Source organism: uncultured Spongiibacter sp., from assembly GCF_964011655.1.
Taxonomy (GTDB): domain Bacteria; phylum Pseudomonadota; class Gammaproteobacteria; order Pseudomonadales; family Spongiibacteraceae; genus Spongiibacter; species Spongiibacter marinus.
Window position 1 is genome coordinate 137,968 of record NZ_CAXGPO010000003.1, and the last position, 15,326, is coordinate 153,293.

Sequence of the window (15,326 nt, forward strand, 5' to 3'; positions counted from 1 at the left end):
CGATAAGAGGCCTTGTGGAGGTGTACTGCGTTTGTAGGGGTTTGCGGTTACAGCAGTTCTATCGCGACTGCCGTTCCCTCACCACCACCGATACACAATGAGGCGATGCCGCGCTTTAGGCCGCGCTGTTTCAGCGCGTTGATAAGGGTAACGATTATTCGTGAGCCGGAGGAGCCGATAGGATGGCCCAGTGCGCAGGCGCCGCCGTGTATGTTGACCTTGTCGGCATCTAAACCCAGCTCTTGAATAGCCAGCAGCGTGACCACGGCAAAGGCTTCGTTAATTTCAAACAGATCAACGTCGTCGAGACGCCAACCCGCTTTTTCCAACACCTTATTGATGGCGCCGATGGGAGCCAGGGTAAATTCTGCCGGTAGTTGGGCATGGCTGGCGTGGGCGACGATTCGCGCAATGGGTGTTGCCCCGGCGGTTGCCGCCGCGCTTTCCGATGCCAACACCAAGGCAGAGGCACCATCGCTAATGGAGCTGGAGTTTGCCGCCGTTACGGTGCCATCTTTCGCGAAGGCAGGTTTCAGGCTGGGGATTTTTTCAGGCTTCGCTTTGGGCGGTTGTTCGTCGGCATCGACGACCGTGTCGCCACCGCGACCGGAGACGGTGACCGGCACAATTTCATCGTTGAAGGCGCCACTTTCCATTGCCGCCACGGCTTTGCTTAGCGAAGCGATGGCAAAGTCGTCCATGGTTTCGCGGCTGATGTTGTAGTCGTCAGCGCTACGCTGGGCGAATACCCCCATTAAGCCGCCCTCGTAGGCGTCTTGCAGGCCGTCGAACAACATGGAGTCGATCACTTCGCCGTGCCCCATGCGCATTCCGCCACGCGCTTTGGGTAACAGGTAGGGGGCCTGGCTCATGTTTTCCATACCACCCGCAACCATAATGCCGTTGCTGCCCGCTTTGATAGAGTCGTGGGCGGCAATGACCGCCTGCATACCGGAGCCGCACATTTTATTCACGGTGGTACAGGGCGTAGCATCGGGCAGGCCTGCAGCCCGCGAGGCTTGTCTGGCAGGTGCCTGGCCCAGGCCAGCGGGCAACACGCAGCCCATAATCACCTCTTCCACTGCAGATGCGTCCAGGCCTGCTCGCGACACGGCCTGGGCGATACACACCGCGCCCAACGTCGGCGAGGCAACACTGCTCAAGCTTCCCATCAGGCCGCCCATAGCGGTGCGCGCGGCACCGAGAATAACAACGTTATCTGTCATAATTGGTTTCCTATTCGTGTGCGTTTAGCGTGGATGGGCCACTAGCCTCTACCCAGCAGAGATCGCGCGATCACTTCTTTCATTACCTCTGACGTACCGCCATATATTCGCTGTACGCGGGCATCGGTAAAGGCGCGGGATACCGGGTATTCCGTTGTGTAACCGTAGCCGCCAAATAACTGCAAGCAGCCATCGGCAACCCGGCACTGCATTTCCGTTGCGCTGTATTTGGCCATAGAGGCGGTGGCGGCATCCAGTTCACCACGCTTGTATTGCTGTATGCACTGCTCGACAAACGCCGCATTTACTTGGGCATCACTTTCCATTTCGGCCATGCGAAAACGGGTGTTTTGCAGTTGGCTGAGCGTTTGCCCGAACAGCTCGCGCTCTTTGGCGTAGTCGATAGTCAGGTCCAGCACACCGCGCGCCGCCCCGCAGGCGATCACGCCAATCACCAGGCGCTCGCGCGGTAGCTCTTGCATCAGGTAGGCAAAACCCTTGCCCTCTTCCCCCAGCAGCGCCGAAGCGGGTACGCGGCAGTCTTCAAAGAACAGCTCTGAGGTATCGCCACAGTGCTGGCCGATCTTGCTGAGGTTTCGGCCGCGTTCAAAGCCCGGCAAGGAGGTATCGACCAGGAACAGGCTAATGCCTCGGGCACCGGCCGTGGGGTCGGTTTTCGCGGCCACAATAACCATGCCGGCGTGCTGGCCGTTGGTGATAAAGGTTTTGGAGCCATTGAGAATATAGTCGTCACCGTCTTTTTTGGCGGTGGTGCGCATGGCCTGCAGGTCACTACCCGCCCCGGGTTCGGTCATGGCGATGGCGCCTACCACCTCCCCGCTGACCATTTTCGGCAGCCAGTATTGCTTCTGCTCCTCGTTGGCAAGGTGGCTGATATAGGGTGCAACAATATCTGAGTGCACCATTACGTTGGTGGCCAGGGCACCGTAGCCCATGCGCGCAATTTCGCTGGCAACCAGTGTCGAGTATTCAAAGGGAACGCCGCAACCGCCGCAGTCTTCCTCTACATCGACGCATAGCAGGCCAGCTTCACCCAGGGTATTCCAGAGCTCGCGGGGCACAATGCCCGCTTCGTCCCAGCGCTCGTAATGGGGCGCTACTTCGGCTTCCAGTACTTTACCTAGCATGTCGGCAAACATAGCCAGTTCTTCGCGATTTACCTCGTTTGTCATTGCGCTTCTCCGAATTAACGCGGGGCCATGCGCAGCGCGCAGTCCAGGCGAATGGTTTCACCGTTGAGAATGGGGTTTTTAACGATCTGCTCAACCAACATGCCGTATTCCTTTGGCTGCCCAAGGCGCTGGGGGAACGGCAGTGTGGCGGCGAGGCTGTCTTGCACCTCTTGGGTGAAGCCCGCCATCATCGGCGTCATAAACAAACCCGGTGCGATGGTGTTTACACGAATGCCCTCGCGCGCCAATTCACGTGCGGCTTGCAGAGTCATGGCCACAACACCGCCTTTGGAGGCGCTGTAGGCAACCTGACCGATCTGGCCTTCAAACGCTGCCACTGAGGCGGTATTGACGATTGCACCGCGCTCGCCGTCGGCATTGGGCTCGCGACTGGCCATATCTGCTGCTGCCAAGCGCATAACATTAAAGCTGCCGACCAAATTTACCTGAATCACCTTGTCGAAATTTTCCAGCGGCATGGGGCCGCTCTTACCCAGAATGCGTGAACCCGGCGCAATGCCTGCACAGTTCACGGCAATACCGCAGGGGCCGTGGGCCTCGCGCGCTGCGGCAAAAGCGGCCTCAGCACTTTCTGAAGACGACACATCGCAGCGCACGAAAATACCGCCAAGTTCATCGGCAACCTGGCGACCGCGCTCTTCCTGCAGGTCAAAAATGGCGACCTTACATCCCTCTGCTGCCAGGGCACGTGCGGCCCCCTCACCCAAACCCGATGCCCCGCCGGCCACTACTGCTGCAACGCCGTTAAACTCCATGATCTTCCTCTTTGCTCTCTCGTTATGCTGGCCGCATGCAGCACCAACGCTGACGGCCAATTTTCAGTGACAGCAGTGTCGCGCAGCCCCCAGCGGCAAGCCATGACATATTGCGGCAGGAAATTTGTTAAAAAATGCAGCTTAGGCCTTTCAACAAACGGGAAGCGTTAGGCAATATACTAATACCCATATATACTTTATGTGTATTAACCCGTTCGGCTCAGCATTGGCATAGCAGTAGTGGCGCCTGTTCAGCCTCGGTTTTGCTCCATTGGCAAACGGAGAGCCCAGCCACCGATGAACACCGACATCAGCATTGATGACATTATTAACGGGGTAGACAAGCACGAGTTCGAATTGCGCTTCTCTCCCCAGGTTGACCTCAGTAAGGGCGTGGTCACCGGCATGGACACCAATCTGGTTTGGGCAAAAGATGGCTACGAAACCTTAACCAAGTCAGCCATATTGGGAATTCTTGATCGCCACAATAAGCGTATTAGCTTTTTCCTCTACTATTTGCTGCGCGCGCTCAAAGCCCATGCCGAGCTGCAGCGTATGGGCCATCACTTTCCCTTGAGCATCACCCTGCGGCCCAGCGAGCTGGCCAGCGAGGGCTTTTTTAATGCTGTAACACAGATATTTCACGACAGCGGCGCCTCAGCGCAGGACATCACTCTGCAATTGCCCCCCACCTTGTTCGACGACTTCTACAACCACTTGCCAACACTTGGCCGACTCATCGACTTTGGTTTTAAAATATCGATTCGGGATTTCTATCAAGACCCAAACACCCTGAGCAAAGTAAGCAGGGATGTTATTCACGAAGTGGTGACACCTCCGGGCCTCGGCCAACGGCTGACCACCAGCACCAAAGCCTCCGACAACTTACGCAAACTCGTTGACGCGGCCACAAGCCAGCAATGGCGTTGCGTGGTGGACGGTATTGGCAACCGACACTGCCTGGACGCCGCCGCCGCGCAGGGTGCCCGCGTTGTACAAGGCCGCTACTTTGGCGAAGGCCTGACCCTCGAGGCCGCGCGACAACTCCTGGACTCCCAGCTCAGCAAGCGCTGACTCTGCCAGCTCGCTGGTATTCCCCCTGCATAAATACTGTCCTTAGCGTTGATTTAGCCGCCCCCACCGGCACGACCTCAGCAAATGTAAAATCATATATTCCAAATTAGAATAACCATATTCCTTGAAGTTATTACGCTAAGGCGCTACGTTAGAGACTCACTTTTCACTACCGGAGCCTATTGCGATGGAAGACACCCAACAGCCCGTGGCCGGACTACCACGGATCAACGAACCTGCTCCCGACTTTAATGCCCTGACGACCGACGGCCAAAAGCAGTTGAGCGATTACCGTGGTAAATGGCTGGTGCTGTTTTCCCACCCCGCCGACTTTACCCCGGTATGCACAACGGAATTTATCGCCTTTGCCAAAGCGGCCCCCGACTTTGCCGCTCTCAACTGTGAATTACTCGGTCTATCGATCGACAGCATTCATTCCCACATCGCCTGGATGCGTAATATTCAGCAGAACTTCGGTGTGGAAATTCCCTTCCCGATTATCGAAGACCTGAAGATGGACGTTGCCAAAGCCTACGGCATGATCCACCCGGGTGCGGGCGATACCTCGGCAGTACGCGCGACCTTTATCATCGACCCCAACGGCGTGCTGCGTGCAATGGTGTACTACCCAATGAGTAACGGCCGCTCAATTCCCGAGTTTTTGCGCCTATTGGAAGCACTGCAAACCAGTGAAGAACACGGCGTAGCCACCCCCGAAGGCTGGAAAAAAGGCGACAAGGTGATTGTTCCACCCGCCAAAACCGCCGCTGATGTAAATGCCCGCATGGCGTCCAACGACTATGACTGCACCGACTTCTACTTCTGTACCAAGTCTTTGTAAAACGCAGCCACGTGTAAGGGAGAAACCATGAAAACCGTTCACGATATGGTTGAAGAGGCAAAAGGCCACATTCAGGAAGTTAATGTCGACGAGGCCAAGCAGGCGATAGCCGATGCTGACTACCTTATAGACGTGCGTGAGGAAGATGAATTTCACGCCGGGCATATTGAGGGCGCAATCAATATTCCACGCGGTGTGCTGGAGTTTAAACTCAGCAGCGAGGAGGCCCTGGCTGACCGCATGCAGAAAGTGGTGCTCTATTGTAAAAGTAGTGGCCGCTCAGCGCTGGCAGCCGCAGCAATGAAGGAAATGGGCTATCAGCAGGTGGTCTCGCTTGCTGGCGGTATCGAAGCCTGGCAAGCGGCTGACCAAGCGGTGGTCACGCCAAGCCTGCCGGATTTTGAATAAGTCGCCGGTATAAAAAAACCGCTATGGCTCTCACCATAGCGGTTTTTACTTCCTGCCAGTTTTGGCTTTTTTATAATTTCTTAGAACACTTCAAACAGCGCTGCAGCGCCCATGCCGCCACCGATACACATGGTCACCACGGCGTATTTTTCACCGCGACGCTTGGCTTCCAGCAAGGCGTGGCCCACCAGACGCGCACCACTCATACCGAAGGGGTGGCCAATAGAGATACCGCCGCCATTCACGTTCAATTTGTTGTTGTCGATACCCAACTGGTCGCGGCAGTAAATCACCTGACAGGCGAAGGCTTCGTTCAGCTCCCAGATGCCGATATCGTCGACTTTCAAACCCTGACGCTTAAGCAGCTTGGGAATCGCAAACACGGGACCAATGCCCATTTCGTCGGCCTTGCAGCCGGCAACGGCCATACCGCGGTAAGCGCCCAGAGGTGCCAGGCCCAATTGCTCGGCGCGCTTGGCTTCCATCAATACGCTGGCTGAGGCGCCGTCTGACAACTGCGAGGCATTACCGGCAGTAATGAAGCGACCTTCTTTCACCCACTGGCCGTCTTTCCAAACCGGTGCCAGGCCTTGCAGACTTTCCAGTGTAGTGGAGGGGCGATTGCACTCGTCGCGATCCAGAACCACGTCTTTGTATGTAACTTCTTTGGTTTCTTTGTTAAACACCGACATGCGCGTCGCAAAGGGCACGATCTCGTCGTTAAACAAACCGGCTTCCTGCGCCGCCGCGACACGCATCTGACTTTGCAGCGCGTATTCATCCTGCGCTTCACGGCTAATGCCATAGCGCTCGGAAACAATTTCTGCGGTTTCGATCATCGGAATATACGCCGTGGGATCGATTTCCGTCACCGTTTTTGAAACGTTGCGGTAGGTGTTCTTGTGCTTGGTTTGCACCAGCGAAATCGACTCCAGGCCACCGGCAACGGCAACGTCCATTTCGTCACACATAATCGACTTAGCGGCCCAGGCGATGGTCATCAAACCAGAGCTGCACTGGCGGTCGATAGTCATGCCCGCCGTGGTGTCAGGCAAACCCGCGGCAACGCTACACAGACGGCCCAGGTTGTAGCCCTGTGTGCCCTGCTGTGCAGCGGCACCCATGATCACATCTTCAACCGATGCGGGGTCGATACCCGCTTTTTCCACCGCGGCTTTTACCGCGTGACCACCCATTGCCGGGGCTTCGGTGTCGTTCAGGGCACCGCGAAAGGATTTACCCATGCCGGTACGGGCGGTAGAGACGATGACGGCTTCTTTCATGTTGAACCTCGTTCGCTTAGGCGCCGCATGTCCGTGCGACGCCGGGATTGAATTCTATTAGCTCTGTGCTGGCTGCGATAGCCTAACGCGCCTTAGGCCCGTTGCGAAGAGCAGCTGATGATTTCTCCGGTCAGGTAGCTAGAATAATCTGACGCCAAAAACATCATGACGTTAGCCACTTCCCACACCTCGGCGCCGCGCCCGAAGGCTTCGCGGCCTTCCAGTTCGGCCAGCAATTCTTCTGGCGCTGATTTCTTCAGCATCGGGTGAACCGCCAGCGACGGCGACACGGCGTTAATGCGCACGCCAAAATCGGCTGCTTCCAGCGCCGCGCAACGCGTCAGTGCCATCACACCCGCCTTGGCAGCGGCATAGTGAGACTGCTCTTTTTGCGCGCGCCAGCCCAGTACCGAGGCATTGTTAACGATCACGCCAGCACCGCGAGCCTTCATGGTGCGCATCATCTGGCGAGTCATGCGCATAGTGCCATTTAGGGTAACGTCGATGACCTTGTCCCACTCGGCGTCTTCCATATCGATCAATGACTTGGTGGTGCCAAGACCCGCGTTGTTAATCAATACGTCCACGCCACCGCAGAACTCTTCAGCAAAACCGATCAGCGCCTGAACATCATCCTCGACGGCAACATTGCAGACTTTACCAGCAACTTGCTCCAAGCCCGTTTCGCTTTTTAAACGCTCCACGGCATCGTTCAAGCGGCCCTCGTGGATGTCGCTAATAACAATACTCCGGCAGCCCTCTTCTACGGCGCGCTTAGCCGCCGCAAAGCCAATGCCGGCACCTGCCGCGGCGGTAATCAATACCGACTTGCCCTTGAGCAGGCCGTGGCCTGCCACGTATTCTGGAATCTTCACACTCATTCTATCGCTCCATTGCGCGCCGACCAGCGCAGCGCGTTTTTAACTGTCGTTGTGGTTGTTTGTTACGGCTTTACCACTTGGGTTCTTTGGGCATTCCCAAGCCGCGCTCGGCAATAATATTGCGCTGAATCTGGTTGGTGCCGCCGTAAATGGTATCTGAGCGGGTAAACAAGAATAGCGACTGCAGACGGTTTAGCTCGTAGGGCGCCTCCGGCAAAATCGTCGCCTCCGGCCCCATAATATCCACCGCCAGCTCACCGAGGTCGCGGTGCCAGCTCGCCCAGTACAATTTGTAGATCAGCGCCTCTTTTTGCAGACTGCCGTCCCCCTTGTCGCCAGACAGCATACGCATGCTGTTGTAGCGCATGATTTTCAGGCCAATGTGAGCCTGGGCAATTCGCTGGCGGATCTGAGGGTCGTTAGCTGCGCCGTTTTCACGGGCCAGTTTTACCACCTCGTTGAGCTCATTTTGGAAGGCCATTTGCTGACCGAGTGTGGATACGCCGCGCTCAAAACCGAGCAAGCCCATCGCCACTTTCCAGCCGTCGCCGGGTTCGCCAACAATGTCATCGGCATCGCACTCGGCGTCGTCAAAGAACACTTCGTTAAACTCTGACGTGCCGGTAATTTGCTCGATGGGGCGCACCGTCACCCCGGGTTGATCCATTTTTACCAGGAAGAAACCCAGCCCTTTATGCGCCTTTGAATCAGGGTCGGTGCGGGCGATAACAAAGCAGTATTCCGACTCGTGGGCCAGTGAGGTCCAGACCTTCTGGCCATTGATTACCCACTTGCCTTTCGCCTCGTCAAAGCGGGCCTTGGTTTTTACATTGGCCAGGTCTGAGCCAGCTCCCGGCTCGGAATAGCCCTGACACCAGAATTCGGTACCCGCCAGAATACCCGGCAGATACTTGGCTTTTTGCGCCTCGCTGCCAAAGGCAATTAGTGTTGGTCCGGTAAGGCCGTCGCCGATATGGCCCATACGACCGGGCGCACCAGCGCGGGCGTATTCTTCATAAAAAATAACTTGCTGCTCGATCGACAAACCACGGCCGCCGTATTCCGTTGGCCAACCCACACAGGTCCAACCGCCTTCGGCCAGTTTCTGCTCCCAGCGTTTGCGCTCCTCGGGGAACATATGTTCGTCGCCGGGGCCACCGCGAAATTTGAGCTGGGCAAACTCACCGGTAAGATTGTCGGCCAACCAGCCCGCAATCTCTTTGCGGAAGGCTTCGTCTTTTTCGCTGAATTGTAATTTCATACTTGCTCTCGCTTAGCGTATTCGTTGCACACGCAGATCGTCGCGCGATCTATTTGCCTGCCAATGGCTGCTTATTACTCTGTGGCTATTCGCCGTCGAGCAGCAGGGCGGCAATATTTTCGCGGTGTTGATCGCTGTTACCCAGCAGGTGTTCGCTGGCTTTGGCGCGTTTGAAATACAGGTGAACGTCGTATTCCCAGGTGAAGCCCACACCGCCGTGCATCTGCATGGCTTCGCCAGCATTTTTGAAATACGCCTCGGAGCACCAGGCCTTCGCGATACTGGCGGCTTCGGGAAGTTCGGCGCTAAGCTCGCCACCAGTGAGGGCTTCGTCGGCAACACAGGCTGCGTAGTAAATGGATGAGCGCGCTACTTCGTTGCGCATCATCATGTCTGCCGCTTTGTGCTTAATAGACTGGAAGCTAGCAATCGGGCGATTAAACTGCTTGCGCTCTTGGGTGTACTCCACCGCTGAAGACAGCAATTGCTGCATGCCACCCGCTTGCTCTGCTGCCAGCGCAACAGTGGCCAGTTGCAGGGTTTTATTCAGTGCATCGGCCGCATCGCCTGACTCACACGCCAGCTTGGCACCGGCAGGCACACGCAGGTCTTTAAGCTGTATGGCTGCCTGGCGACGCGTCTGGTCCATGGTCGGTAGCGCTTGGCGTTCAATACCGGCCGCTGCGGCATCCACAGCGAACAACAGCACCGCATCGCTACCTTCTTCTTTAGCCGCAAGAATCAGCAATTCGGCACTGGCGCCGTCGATAACATAGCGGTAGTCACCGTTTAGCAGATAATCGTCGCCGTCCTTGCGCGCGCTGGCGCTGACCGAGTCGGCCGTCCAGCCGCCAGTATTACTCCACGCCAGCGTGGCAGTTTTACCTTCGCAAATCGCGCCCAGGTGCTCGGCCTTTTGCTCTTCGGAACCCGCACACAGCAGTGCATTGGTGGCCAGGCACACGGTTGAAAAATACGGCGCGCACAGCAGGTAGCGGCCCATTTGTTCAACAATGGCAATCAGCTCGATATAGGAAAGCCCGAGACCACCGTAGGCCTCGGGAATATGAATGGCTTGCCAATACATCTCGCCACACAGGCGCTGCCATAGCTCGGCATCGTAACCCAGCTCAGACACCATTGCGGTGCGCACCGCTTCGCTGGTGGATGTATCTTTAAGAAAGGCCTCCGCCGTATCGCGGATCATTTGCTGTTCGTCGGTAAACGCAAAATCCATACAGACTCCAGTTCACGACGGAGACCCCGTGACCTTACAGCCGCAGCTGCAAGCGCACAAAGGGACCGTCTTCAAAGTCGAACTCACCGCCCTTCTCGGCGTCGAATTCGATGTCACCAAATCCCAGCTGAATTGCTGAGTTTTGAAAGATTGATATTTCAGCGCTAAGCGACCATTCGCTGTAGCCGTCCACGTCGCTAAAACCAGTGGCTTCAGGGCCGTAGTAAATACCGCCGCGCAAACGTAGTACGTCGTTCAGTGGCAGGCTCAGATCACCGCCAAAGGCCAGAACGCCACCATCGAAACCGCTGTCGTCGGCCGTTAGCGTCACGGCTTTGGCACCCACGCGGCCGGTTAAGGCGCCGCGACGGCCGTTGGCATACAGGCCGGCAGACAGCAGGTCTGCATCGTCTTCGTGGTGCAACCAGTCGAATTGCGCACTGGTTTCCGGGCCGATGTCGCCGGCAATCGATGCTCCAAAGCTCTCATCGCCAAAGCGGAAGGCAACGCCTCCCGCCAGGGCGCTATGCGCGGTGGTGGCAAGCAGTACTGCAGCGAGTAGCGGTGATTTCATGGTGTTGATTCTCCGTGGATTGATGTCCTAGAAAATCAGCTACCATACACTTTCTGCGCGGGAACTGCCTCTGCCAATAGCTTCTCGACAGCCTGGCCAACTTCCGCTGGTGCCCAGCGATCGCCTTTATCGACCTCGGGGCCTTTGCGCCAGCCATCGGCAATGGAAATTTTGCCGCCCTCGGCTTCAAACACTTTGCCGCTCACTGAGGCTGCTTCCGCGCTCGCCAACCACACCAACAATGACGACACGTTTTCCGGTGCCCAATAGTCAAAGCTGCCATCGTCCGGCTTGGCCATGCGCTGCGCCATGGATTCAACGGCGGTTGTCATGCCCGTGCGGGCCGCTGGCGCGATGGCGTTGGCAGTAATGCCGTAGCGCGCCAGCTCGGCGGCCTGGTTAAGCGTAAGCGCCGCAATACCGGCCTTGGCCGCTGCGTAGTTCGACTGACCGACAGAGCCTTGCAGGCCAGCGCCGGAGGTGGTGTTGATAATGCGTGCGTCCACGGCCTTGCCCTCTTTGGACTGACCGCGCCAGTAGTGAACCGCATGGGAGGTGATGCAGAAATGGCCCTTCAGGTGAACCGCCATAATGGCGTCCCAATCGGCTTCGGTCATTGAGGCGAACATGCGGTCACGGTTAATACCCGCGTTGTTCAGCACCACATGCAGGTCGCCAAAGGTATCAATGGCCTGCTTCACCGCATTGAGGCTATCGTCGTAGTTGGTGATATCTGAGGTGTTAACAATCGCGGTGCCGCCAGCGGCCGTAATCTCATCGACCACTTTTTGCGCAGCGTCTTGATTAATATCGTTAACGATCACCTTGGCGCCTTCACTGGCAAATACCTTGGCGTGTGCCGCGCCCAAACCACCACCGGCACCGGTGATAATCACTACACGATCCTGACAAATACCCATTGCAGATCCTCTCTTGTTTCTTCTCTGCGCCGATCACACGGCGCGCTTAAATTTGAATGACCACCGCTACTGAGAGCGTCAGCTGCGTGTGGCTGGCAAGGCGCCGAGACGTTTTAAGTCGGGAGTTTACAAAGCCGTAAATGACCGTCTTAAAAAGGCTTGGCAACGCCGCCAGCCGCTTGCAGATGGCGTTCCGCTATAGACGCTCGATGATGGTGACATTGGCCTGGCCACCACCCTCACACATGGTCTGCAAACCATAGCGACCGCCGCTGCGCTCCAGCTCATGCAACAGCGTTGTCATCAAGCGCGTGCCGGTCGCCCCAAGTGGGTGACCCAGAGCAATGCCGCCGCCGTTGATATTGGTTTTAGCGTGGTCGTAGCCGGTTTCCTTAAGCCACGCCATGACGACTGAAGCAAAGGCTTCGTTGATTTCAACAACATCGATATCCGCCAGGCTCATGCCGGCTTTTTTCAGCGCATACTCCGTGGCAGGAATCGGCGCAGTCAGCATCCAAATTGGGTCGTCAGCGCGCACACTCATATGGTGAATACGTGCACGCGGCGTTAAGTTATAACGCTTGAGCGCCGCTTCGCTCACCACCAACACGGCGCTTGAGCCGTCACAGGTTTGGCTGGACACCGCGGCAGTGACTTTGTCGCAACCGAACAGGTAATCCAGCTCGGCCATTTTTTCCAAGCTCGTCTCGCGGGGGGTTTCATCGTGTTGAACGCCAGCCAGGGGCAGCACTTCGCGGTCAAAGCGGCCTTCTTTAATGGCCTGCAATGCGCGGCGGTGCGACTCCAGCGAGTACTCTTCCAGGTCGCGACGACTCAGCTCCCACTTGTCGGCAATCATCTGCGCGGAATTGAATTGCGTTGGCGGCTTAGCGCCGTAACGGGCAACCCAGCCTTCAGAGCCGGAGAACGGGTCTTTAAAGCCCAGCGGCTCAGCGGCTGTCATGGCCGAAGAAATGGGGATCTGGGTCATGGTTTGCACGCCGCCGGCGATCACTACATCTTGGGTGCCAGACATTACCGCCTGCGCGGCGAAGTGAACCGCCTGCTGCGAGGAACCACACTGACGGTCAATAGTGGTGCCCGGCACCTCTTGCGACAGGCCCGCTGCCAGCCAAGCCGTGCGCGCGATGTCACCGGCCAAGGGGCCGATGGTATCGACGCAGCCGAAGATCACATCGTCGTATTCGTTATCGGGAATGCCGTTGCGCTCAACAATGGCCTTGAGCACGTGAGCGCCGAGGTCGGCGCCGTGGATCTGCGCCAAGCCGCCCTTGCGGCGCCCGGTGGGGCTTCTCACTGCATCGACAATGTAGGCTTCTGCCATAATAGTTTCCTCTTATTGCCCGCTCGGCAGGCGATAACCGTCAATTAAAAAGTTGCGCCGGCACCGAGTGCGGCGTTATCGGCCAGCAGTGCGGCGGCCACGCGATTTTTATGGAAGCCTGCCGTGCCATAACTGCTGTTAAATGCCCAGGCGCGCTTCATAAAGATGTGTAGGTCCACTTCCCAGGTGTAGCCCATCGCACCGTGAACCTGGATGCTGTTTTTCGCCGCGAGGTCGGCCACTTCACAGGCGGCCAGTTTCGCGTGGCTCACCGACAATTCTGCGCGCGGCGTGTCGTTGGCAATATCATAAGCAGCGCGATAAACCGGTGTTTTGGCGTATTCCAGTTTGTAGGCGATATTCGCCATGTGGTGCTTAACGGCCTGGAAGCTGCCAATGGCCACGCCAAACTGTTTGCGCTCGCTGGTGTATTGCACCGACAAATCGATCATTCGTTGAGCCAGACCCAGCGACTGCGCGGCCACACCCAGTGCGCCGCGATTCAACGCTTTGTTGATCAACGCCTGGGCGGCATCGCCCTCGGCCAGACAAACCGCCGCCGCGGGGTCGAAGTCCACAGCAAATAATTTGCGACCGGGGTCGACAGATTCATTGGCTCGCAGGCTGGCATTGGCGGCTTCTACCGCATAGATCGCGCCGTCTTTTTCCAGCAGCAGCAGATCGGCGCAATGGGCGTCTTCCACCAACTTGTTCACCGCCAGCCCCACCACCGCACGCGCCTCACCCGAGGCGATTTTTGGCAACCACTGCTCAGCAATCGCGCTATTACCACATTCACTAAGCAGCGGCGTTGCCACTAGCACACTATTCACCAGCGGCTCAGACAGGGCGACGTAGCCGGCTTCCTGAGCCAGCAGGACGAAGTCCAGTTCGTTCATGCCCAGCCCGCCGAAGTCTTCGGGAACTGTCAGCCCGGTCAGGCCCAACTCGGCCAATTGCTGCCACAGTTCATCGCTGCGACCGCTATCGGTTTCCCACAGCTGACGAATTTTGTCGGGGGTAATTTCATTCACCAGAAAGTCGCGCACTGATTCCTGAAACAAGAGCTGATCTTCGCTAAAGGTAAAGTCCATGTCAGTCTCCTTATTTGCGCGGCATGCCGAGCATACGCTCTGCAATGATGTTGCGTTGAATCTCGTTGGTGCCGGCATAAATCGGCCCGGACTGGGCAAACAGCCAACCGTCTAACCAGCGGCCAACGTCACCGGCATCGGGCGACTCGGGCAGCAGCTCGCCGCGGGTTTCAAGAATTTTCAGCGCGGTGGCGTGCATTTGCTGGTCGAGCTCAGACCAGAAAATTTTATTTGTCGAGGCCTCGGCACCGATTTTTCCACCCTGCATTAGTCGGCAAGCCGTTTGGTAGGTCGTCAGGCAGTACGCCTCGGCATCCATATAGGCGCGCAGCACTGCTTCGCGAATGCTGGGATCTTCATCGGCCGTTTCTTGATTAGCTTTGTACAGCTCTACCAAGCGTTTCGCTGTTTCCTGGAAACGCGCCGGTGAGCGCAGCATCAAACCGCGTTCAAAACCCGCGGTGGCCATCGCCACGCTCCAGCCCTCACCTTCACCGCCCAGACGGCAGTCGACAGGCACTTTGACATTGTCGAAGAAGATTTCAGCAAAGCCCGGCAAGCCGTCCAACTGAGGAATAGGACGAACGGTAATGCCCTCGCTGTCCAGTGGCACCAGAATAAAGGTCAGGCCGCGATGGCGCTCTGACTCGGGGTCGGTGCGGAACATACCAAAACACCAATCGGCCCATACCGCGCGGGTCGACCAGGTTTTTTGACCGTTGATAATGTAGTGGCTACCGTCTTCGCTAAGGTCTGCTCGCGAGCGGATGGCGGCCATATCAGAACCGGCATTCGGCTCAGACCAACCCTGACACCAAATATCCTTGCCGGTGGCCATGCCATTAAGGAAGCGCTTTTTCTGCTCTTCGGTGCCGTATTCCATCAAAGTGGGGCCAAGCAGGAAAATGCCGTTTTGGTTTACCCGCAGTGGCGCAGACGCCGCGTAGTACTCTTCTTCAAAGATCAACCACTGTAATAGGTCGGCGCCACGGCCACCCATTTCTTCCGGCCAGGTGATCATTCCCCAGCGGCCTTCGTACAATTTGGCCTCCCACTCGCGGTGCTGCTGGAAGCCTTCTTCGGTGTCGAAAGACTTCAAGGGCTCGGCGGGAACATTGGCCTTTAACCAGCTGCGAACTTCTTCGCGAAAGGCTTGGTGCTCTGCGGTGTATTCGAGTTTCATGGGTGATTCTCGTCTCGGTTCAGCGGCGGG

The 15,326-nt window shown here is 57.1% G+C and carries 15 protein-coding genes; 3 read left to right on the plus strand and 12 right to left on the minus strand.

Annotation, left to right across the window (positions count from 1 at the left end):
• Positions 1-47 precede the first annotated feature (47 nt).
• From ABNS66_RS03095 to ABNS66_RS03105, 3 genes are read right to left on the minus strand one after another with little or no spacing between them, the layout of a single operon-like run.
• The gene (locus ABNS66_RS03095; RefSeq protein ID WP_286838239.1) at positions 48-1,226 is read right to left on the minus strand and encodes an acetyl-CoA C-acyltransferase; all 1,179 of its coding nucleotides are present in this window, start codon (positions 1,224-1,226) and stop codon (positions 48-50) included.
• A 41-nt stretch (positions 1,227-1,267) separates the two neighbouring features.
• Positions 1,268-2,419 (minus strand): acyl-CoA dehydrogenase family protein, encoded by a 1,152-nt coding sequence (locus ABNS66_RS03100; RefSeq protein ID WP_286838238.1) that lies wholly within the window; start codon positions 2,417-2,419, stop codon positions 1,268-1,270.
• Between the two features lie 14 nt (positions 2,420-2,433).
• Positions 2,434-3,195, minus strand: a complete 762-nt coding sequence (locus ABNS66_RS03105; RefSeq protein ID WP_286838237.1) for an SDR family NAD(P)-dependent oxidoreductase — start codon at positions 3,193-3,195, stop codon at positions 2,434-2,436.
• 297 nt (positions 3,196-3,492) lie between these two features.
• Between ABNS66_RS03105 and ABNS66_RS03110 the strand changes: the two genes are divergently transcribed.
• The 3 genes from ABNS66_RS03110 (at position 3,493) to ABNS66_RS03120 (ending at position 5,518) form a co-directional block, all read left to right on the plus strand.
• On the plus strand, positions 3,493-4,269 hold the full coding sequence (locus ABNS66_RS03110) for an EAL domain-containing protein (RefSeq protein ID WP_286838235.1): 777 nt from the start codon (positions 3,493-3,495) through the stop codon (positions 4,267-4,269).
• A gap of 187 nt (positions 4,270-4,456) precedes the next feature.
• Positions 4,457-5,110: a peroxiredoxin gene (locus ABNS66_RS03115; protein WP_204996889.1), complete on the plus strand. Its 654-nt coding sequence runs from the start codon at positions 4,457-4,459 to the stop codon at positions 5,108-5,110.
• A gap of 27 nt (positions 5,111-5,137) precedes the next feature.
• Positions 5,138-5,518 carry a rhodanese-like domain-containing protein gene (locus ABNS66_RS03120; RefSeq protein ID WP_286838233.1) on the plus strand — a complete coding sequence of 127 codons (381 nt, stop codon included), beginning with the start codon at positions 5,138-5,140 and terminating at the stop codon, positions 5,516-5,518.
• 80 nt (positions 5,519-5,598) lie between these two features.
• Here the strand turns inward: ABNS66_RS03120 and ABNS66_RS03125 are convergent, their stop codons facing one another.
• From ABNS66_RS03125 to ABNS66_RS03165, 9 genes are all read right to left on the minus strand, one after another.
• Positions 5,599-6,801 (minus strand): acetyl-CoA C-acyltransferase, encoded by a 1,203-nt coding sequence (locus ABNS66_RS03125; protein WP_204996887.1) that lies wholly within the window; start codon positions 6,799-6,801, stop codon positions 5,599-5,601.
• A gap of 92 nt (positions 6,802-6,893) precedes the next feature.
• A complete protein-coding gene (locus ABNS66_RS03130) occupies positions 6,894-7,682 on the minus strand; it encodes an SDR family oxidoreductase (protein WP_204996886.1) in 789 nt (262 codons plus the stop codon).
• 70 nt (positions 7,683-7,752) lie between these two features.
• A complete protein-coding gene (locus ABNS66_RS03135) occupies positions 7,753-8,943 on the minus strand; it encodes an acyl-CoA dehydrogenase family protein (protein WP_286694746.1) in 1,191 nt (396 codons plus the stop codon).
• A gap of 85 nt (positions 8,944-9,028) precedes the next feature.
• Positions 9,029-10,180: an acyl-CoA dehydrogenase family protein gene (locus ABNS66_RS03140; protein WP_286838227.1), complete on the minus strand. Its 1,152-nt coding sequence runs from the start codon at positions 10,178-10,180 to the stop codon at positions 9,029-9,031.
• 34 nt (positions 10,181-10,214) lie between these two features.
• Complete coding sequence (locus ABNS66_RS03145; RefSeq protein ID WP_286838225.1) at positions 10,215-10,754, minus strand: YfaZ family outer membrane protein; 540 nt, start codon at positions 10,752-10,754, stop codon at positions 10,215-10,217.
• A gap of 35 nt (positions 10,755-10,789) precedes the next feature.
• Complete coding sequence (locus ABNS66_RS03150; RefSeq protein WP_204996882.1) at positions 10,790-11,674, minus strand: SDR family oxidoreductase; 885 nt, start codon at positions 11,672-11,674, stop codon at positions 10,790-10,792.
• Positions 11,675-11,870: 196 nt separating this feature from the next.
• Positions 11,871-13,019 carry an acetyl-CoA C-acetyltransferase gene (locus ABNS66_RS03155; RefSeq protein ID WP_204996881.1) on the minus strand — a complete coding sequence of 383 codons (1,149 nt, stop codon included), beginning with the start codon at positions 13,017-13,019 and terminating at the stop codon, positions 11,871-11,873.
• A gap of 44 nt (positions 13,020-13,063) precedes the next feature.
• Positions 13,064-14,113 (minus strand): acyl-CoA dehydrogenase family protein, encoded by a 1,050-nt coding sequence (locus ABNS66_RS03160; RefSeq protein ID WP_286838223.1) that lies wholly within the window; start codon positions 14,111-14,113, stop codon positions 13,064-13,066.
• A gap of 10 nt (positions 14,114-14,123) precedes the next feature.
• On the minus strand, positions 14,124-15,326 hold a 1,203-nt coding region (locus ABNS66_RS03165), incomplete at its 5' end, for an acyl-CoA dehydrogenase (RefSeq protein WP_348655201.1).

Coding starts and splice junctions, on each gene's coding strand:
- ABNS66_RS03105 (WP_286838237.1), bottom strand. CDS start 3,195: ATGGAGTTTAACGGCGTTGCAGCAGTAGTGGCCGGCGGGGCATCGGGT.
- ABNS66_RS03095 (WP_286838239.1), bottom strand. CDS start 1,226: ATGACAGATAACGTTGTTATTCTCGGTGCCGCGCGCACCGCTATGGGC.
- ABNS66_RS03155 (WP_204996881.1), bottom strand. CDS start 13,019: ATGGCAGAAGCCTACATTGTCGATGCAGTGAGAAGCCCCACCGGGCGC.
- ABNS66_RS03135 (WP_286694746.1), bottom strand. CDS start 8,943: ATGAAATTACAATTCAGCGAAAAAGACGAAGCCTTCCGCAAAGAGATT.
- ABNS66_RS03130 (WP_204996886.1), bottom strand. CDS start 7,682: ATGAGTGTGAAGATTCCAGAATACGTGGCAGGCCACGGCCTGCTCAAG.
- ABNS66_RS03145 (WP_286838225.1), bottom strand. CDS start 10,754: ATGAAATCACCGCTACTCGCTGCAGTACTGCTTGCCACCACCGCGCAT.
- ABNS66_RS03140 (WP_286838227.1), bottom strand. CDS start 10,180: ATGGATTTTGCGTTTACCGACGAACAGCAAATGATCCGCGATACGGCG.
- ABNS66_RS03160 (WP_286838223.1), bottom strand. CDS start 14,113: ATGGACTTTACCTTTAGCGAAGATCAGCTCTTGTTTCAGGAATCAGTG.
- ABNS66_RS03125 (WP_204996887.1), bottom strand. CDS start 6,801: ATGAAAGAAGCCGTCATCGTCTCTACCGCCCGTACCGGCATGGGTAAA.
- ABNS66_RS03150 (WP_204996882.1), bottom strand. CDS start 11,674: ATGGGTATTTGTCAGGATCGTGTAGTGATTATCACCGGTGCCGGTGGT.
- ABNS66_RS03100 (WP_286838238.1), bottom strand. CDS start 2,419: ATGACAAACGAGGTAAATCGCGAAGAACTGGCTATGTTTGCCGACATG.
- ABNS66_RS03110 (WP_286838235.1), top strand. CDS start 3,493: ATGAACACCGACATCAGCATTGATGACATTATTAACGGGGTAGACAAG.
- ABNS66_RS03115 (WP_204996889.1), top strand. CDS start 4,457: ATGGAAGACACCCAACAGCCCGTGGCCGGACTACCACGGATCAACGAA.
- ABNS66_RS03120 (WP_286838233.1), top strand. CDS start 5,138: ATGAAAACCGTTCACGATATGGTTGAAGAGGCAAAAGGCCACATTCAG.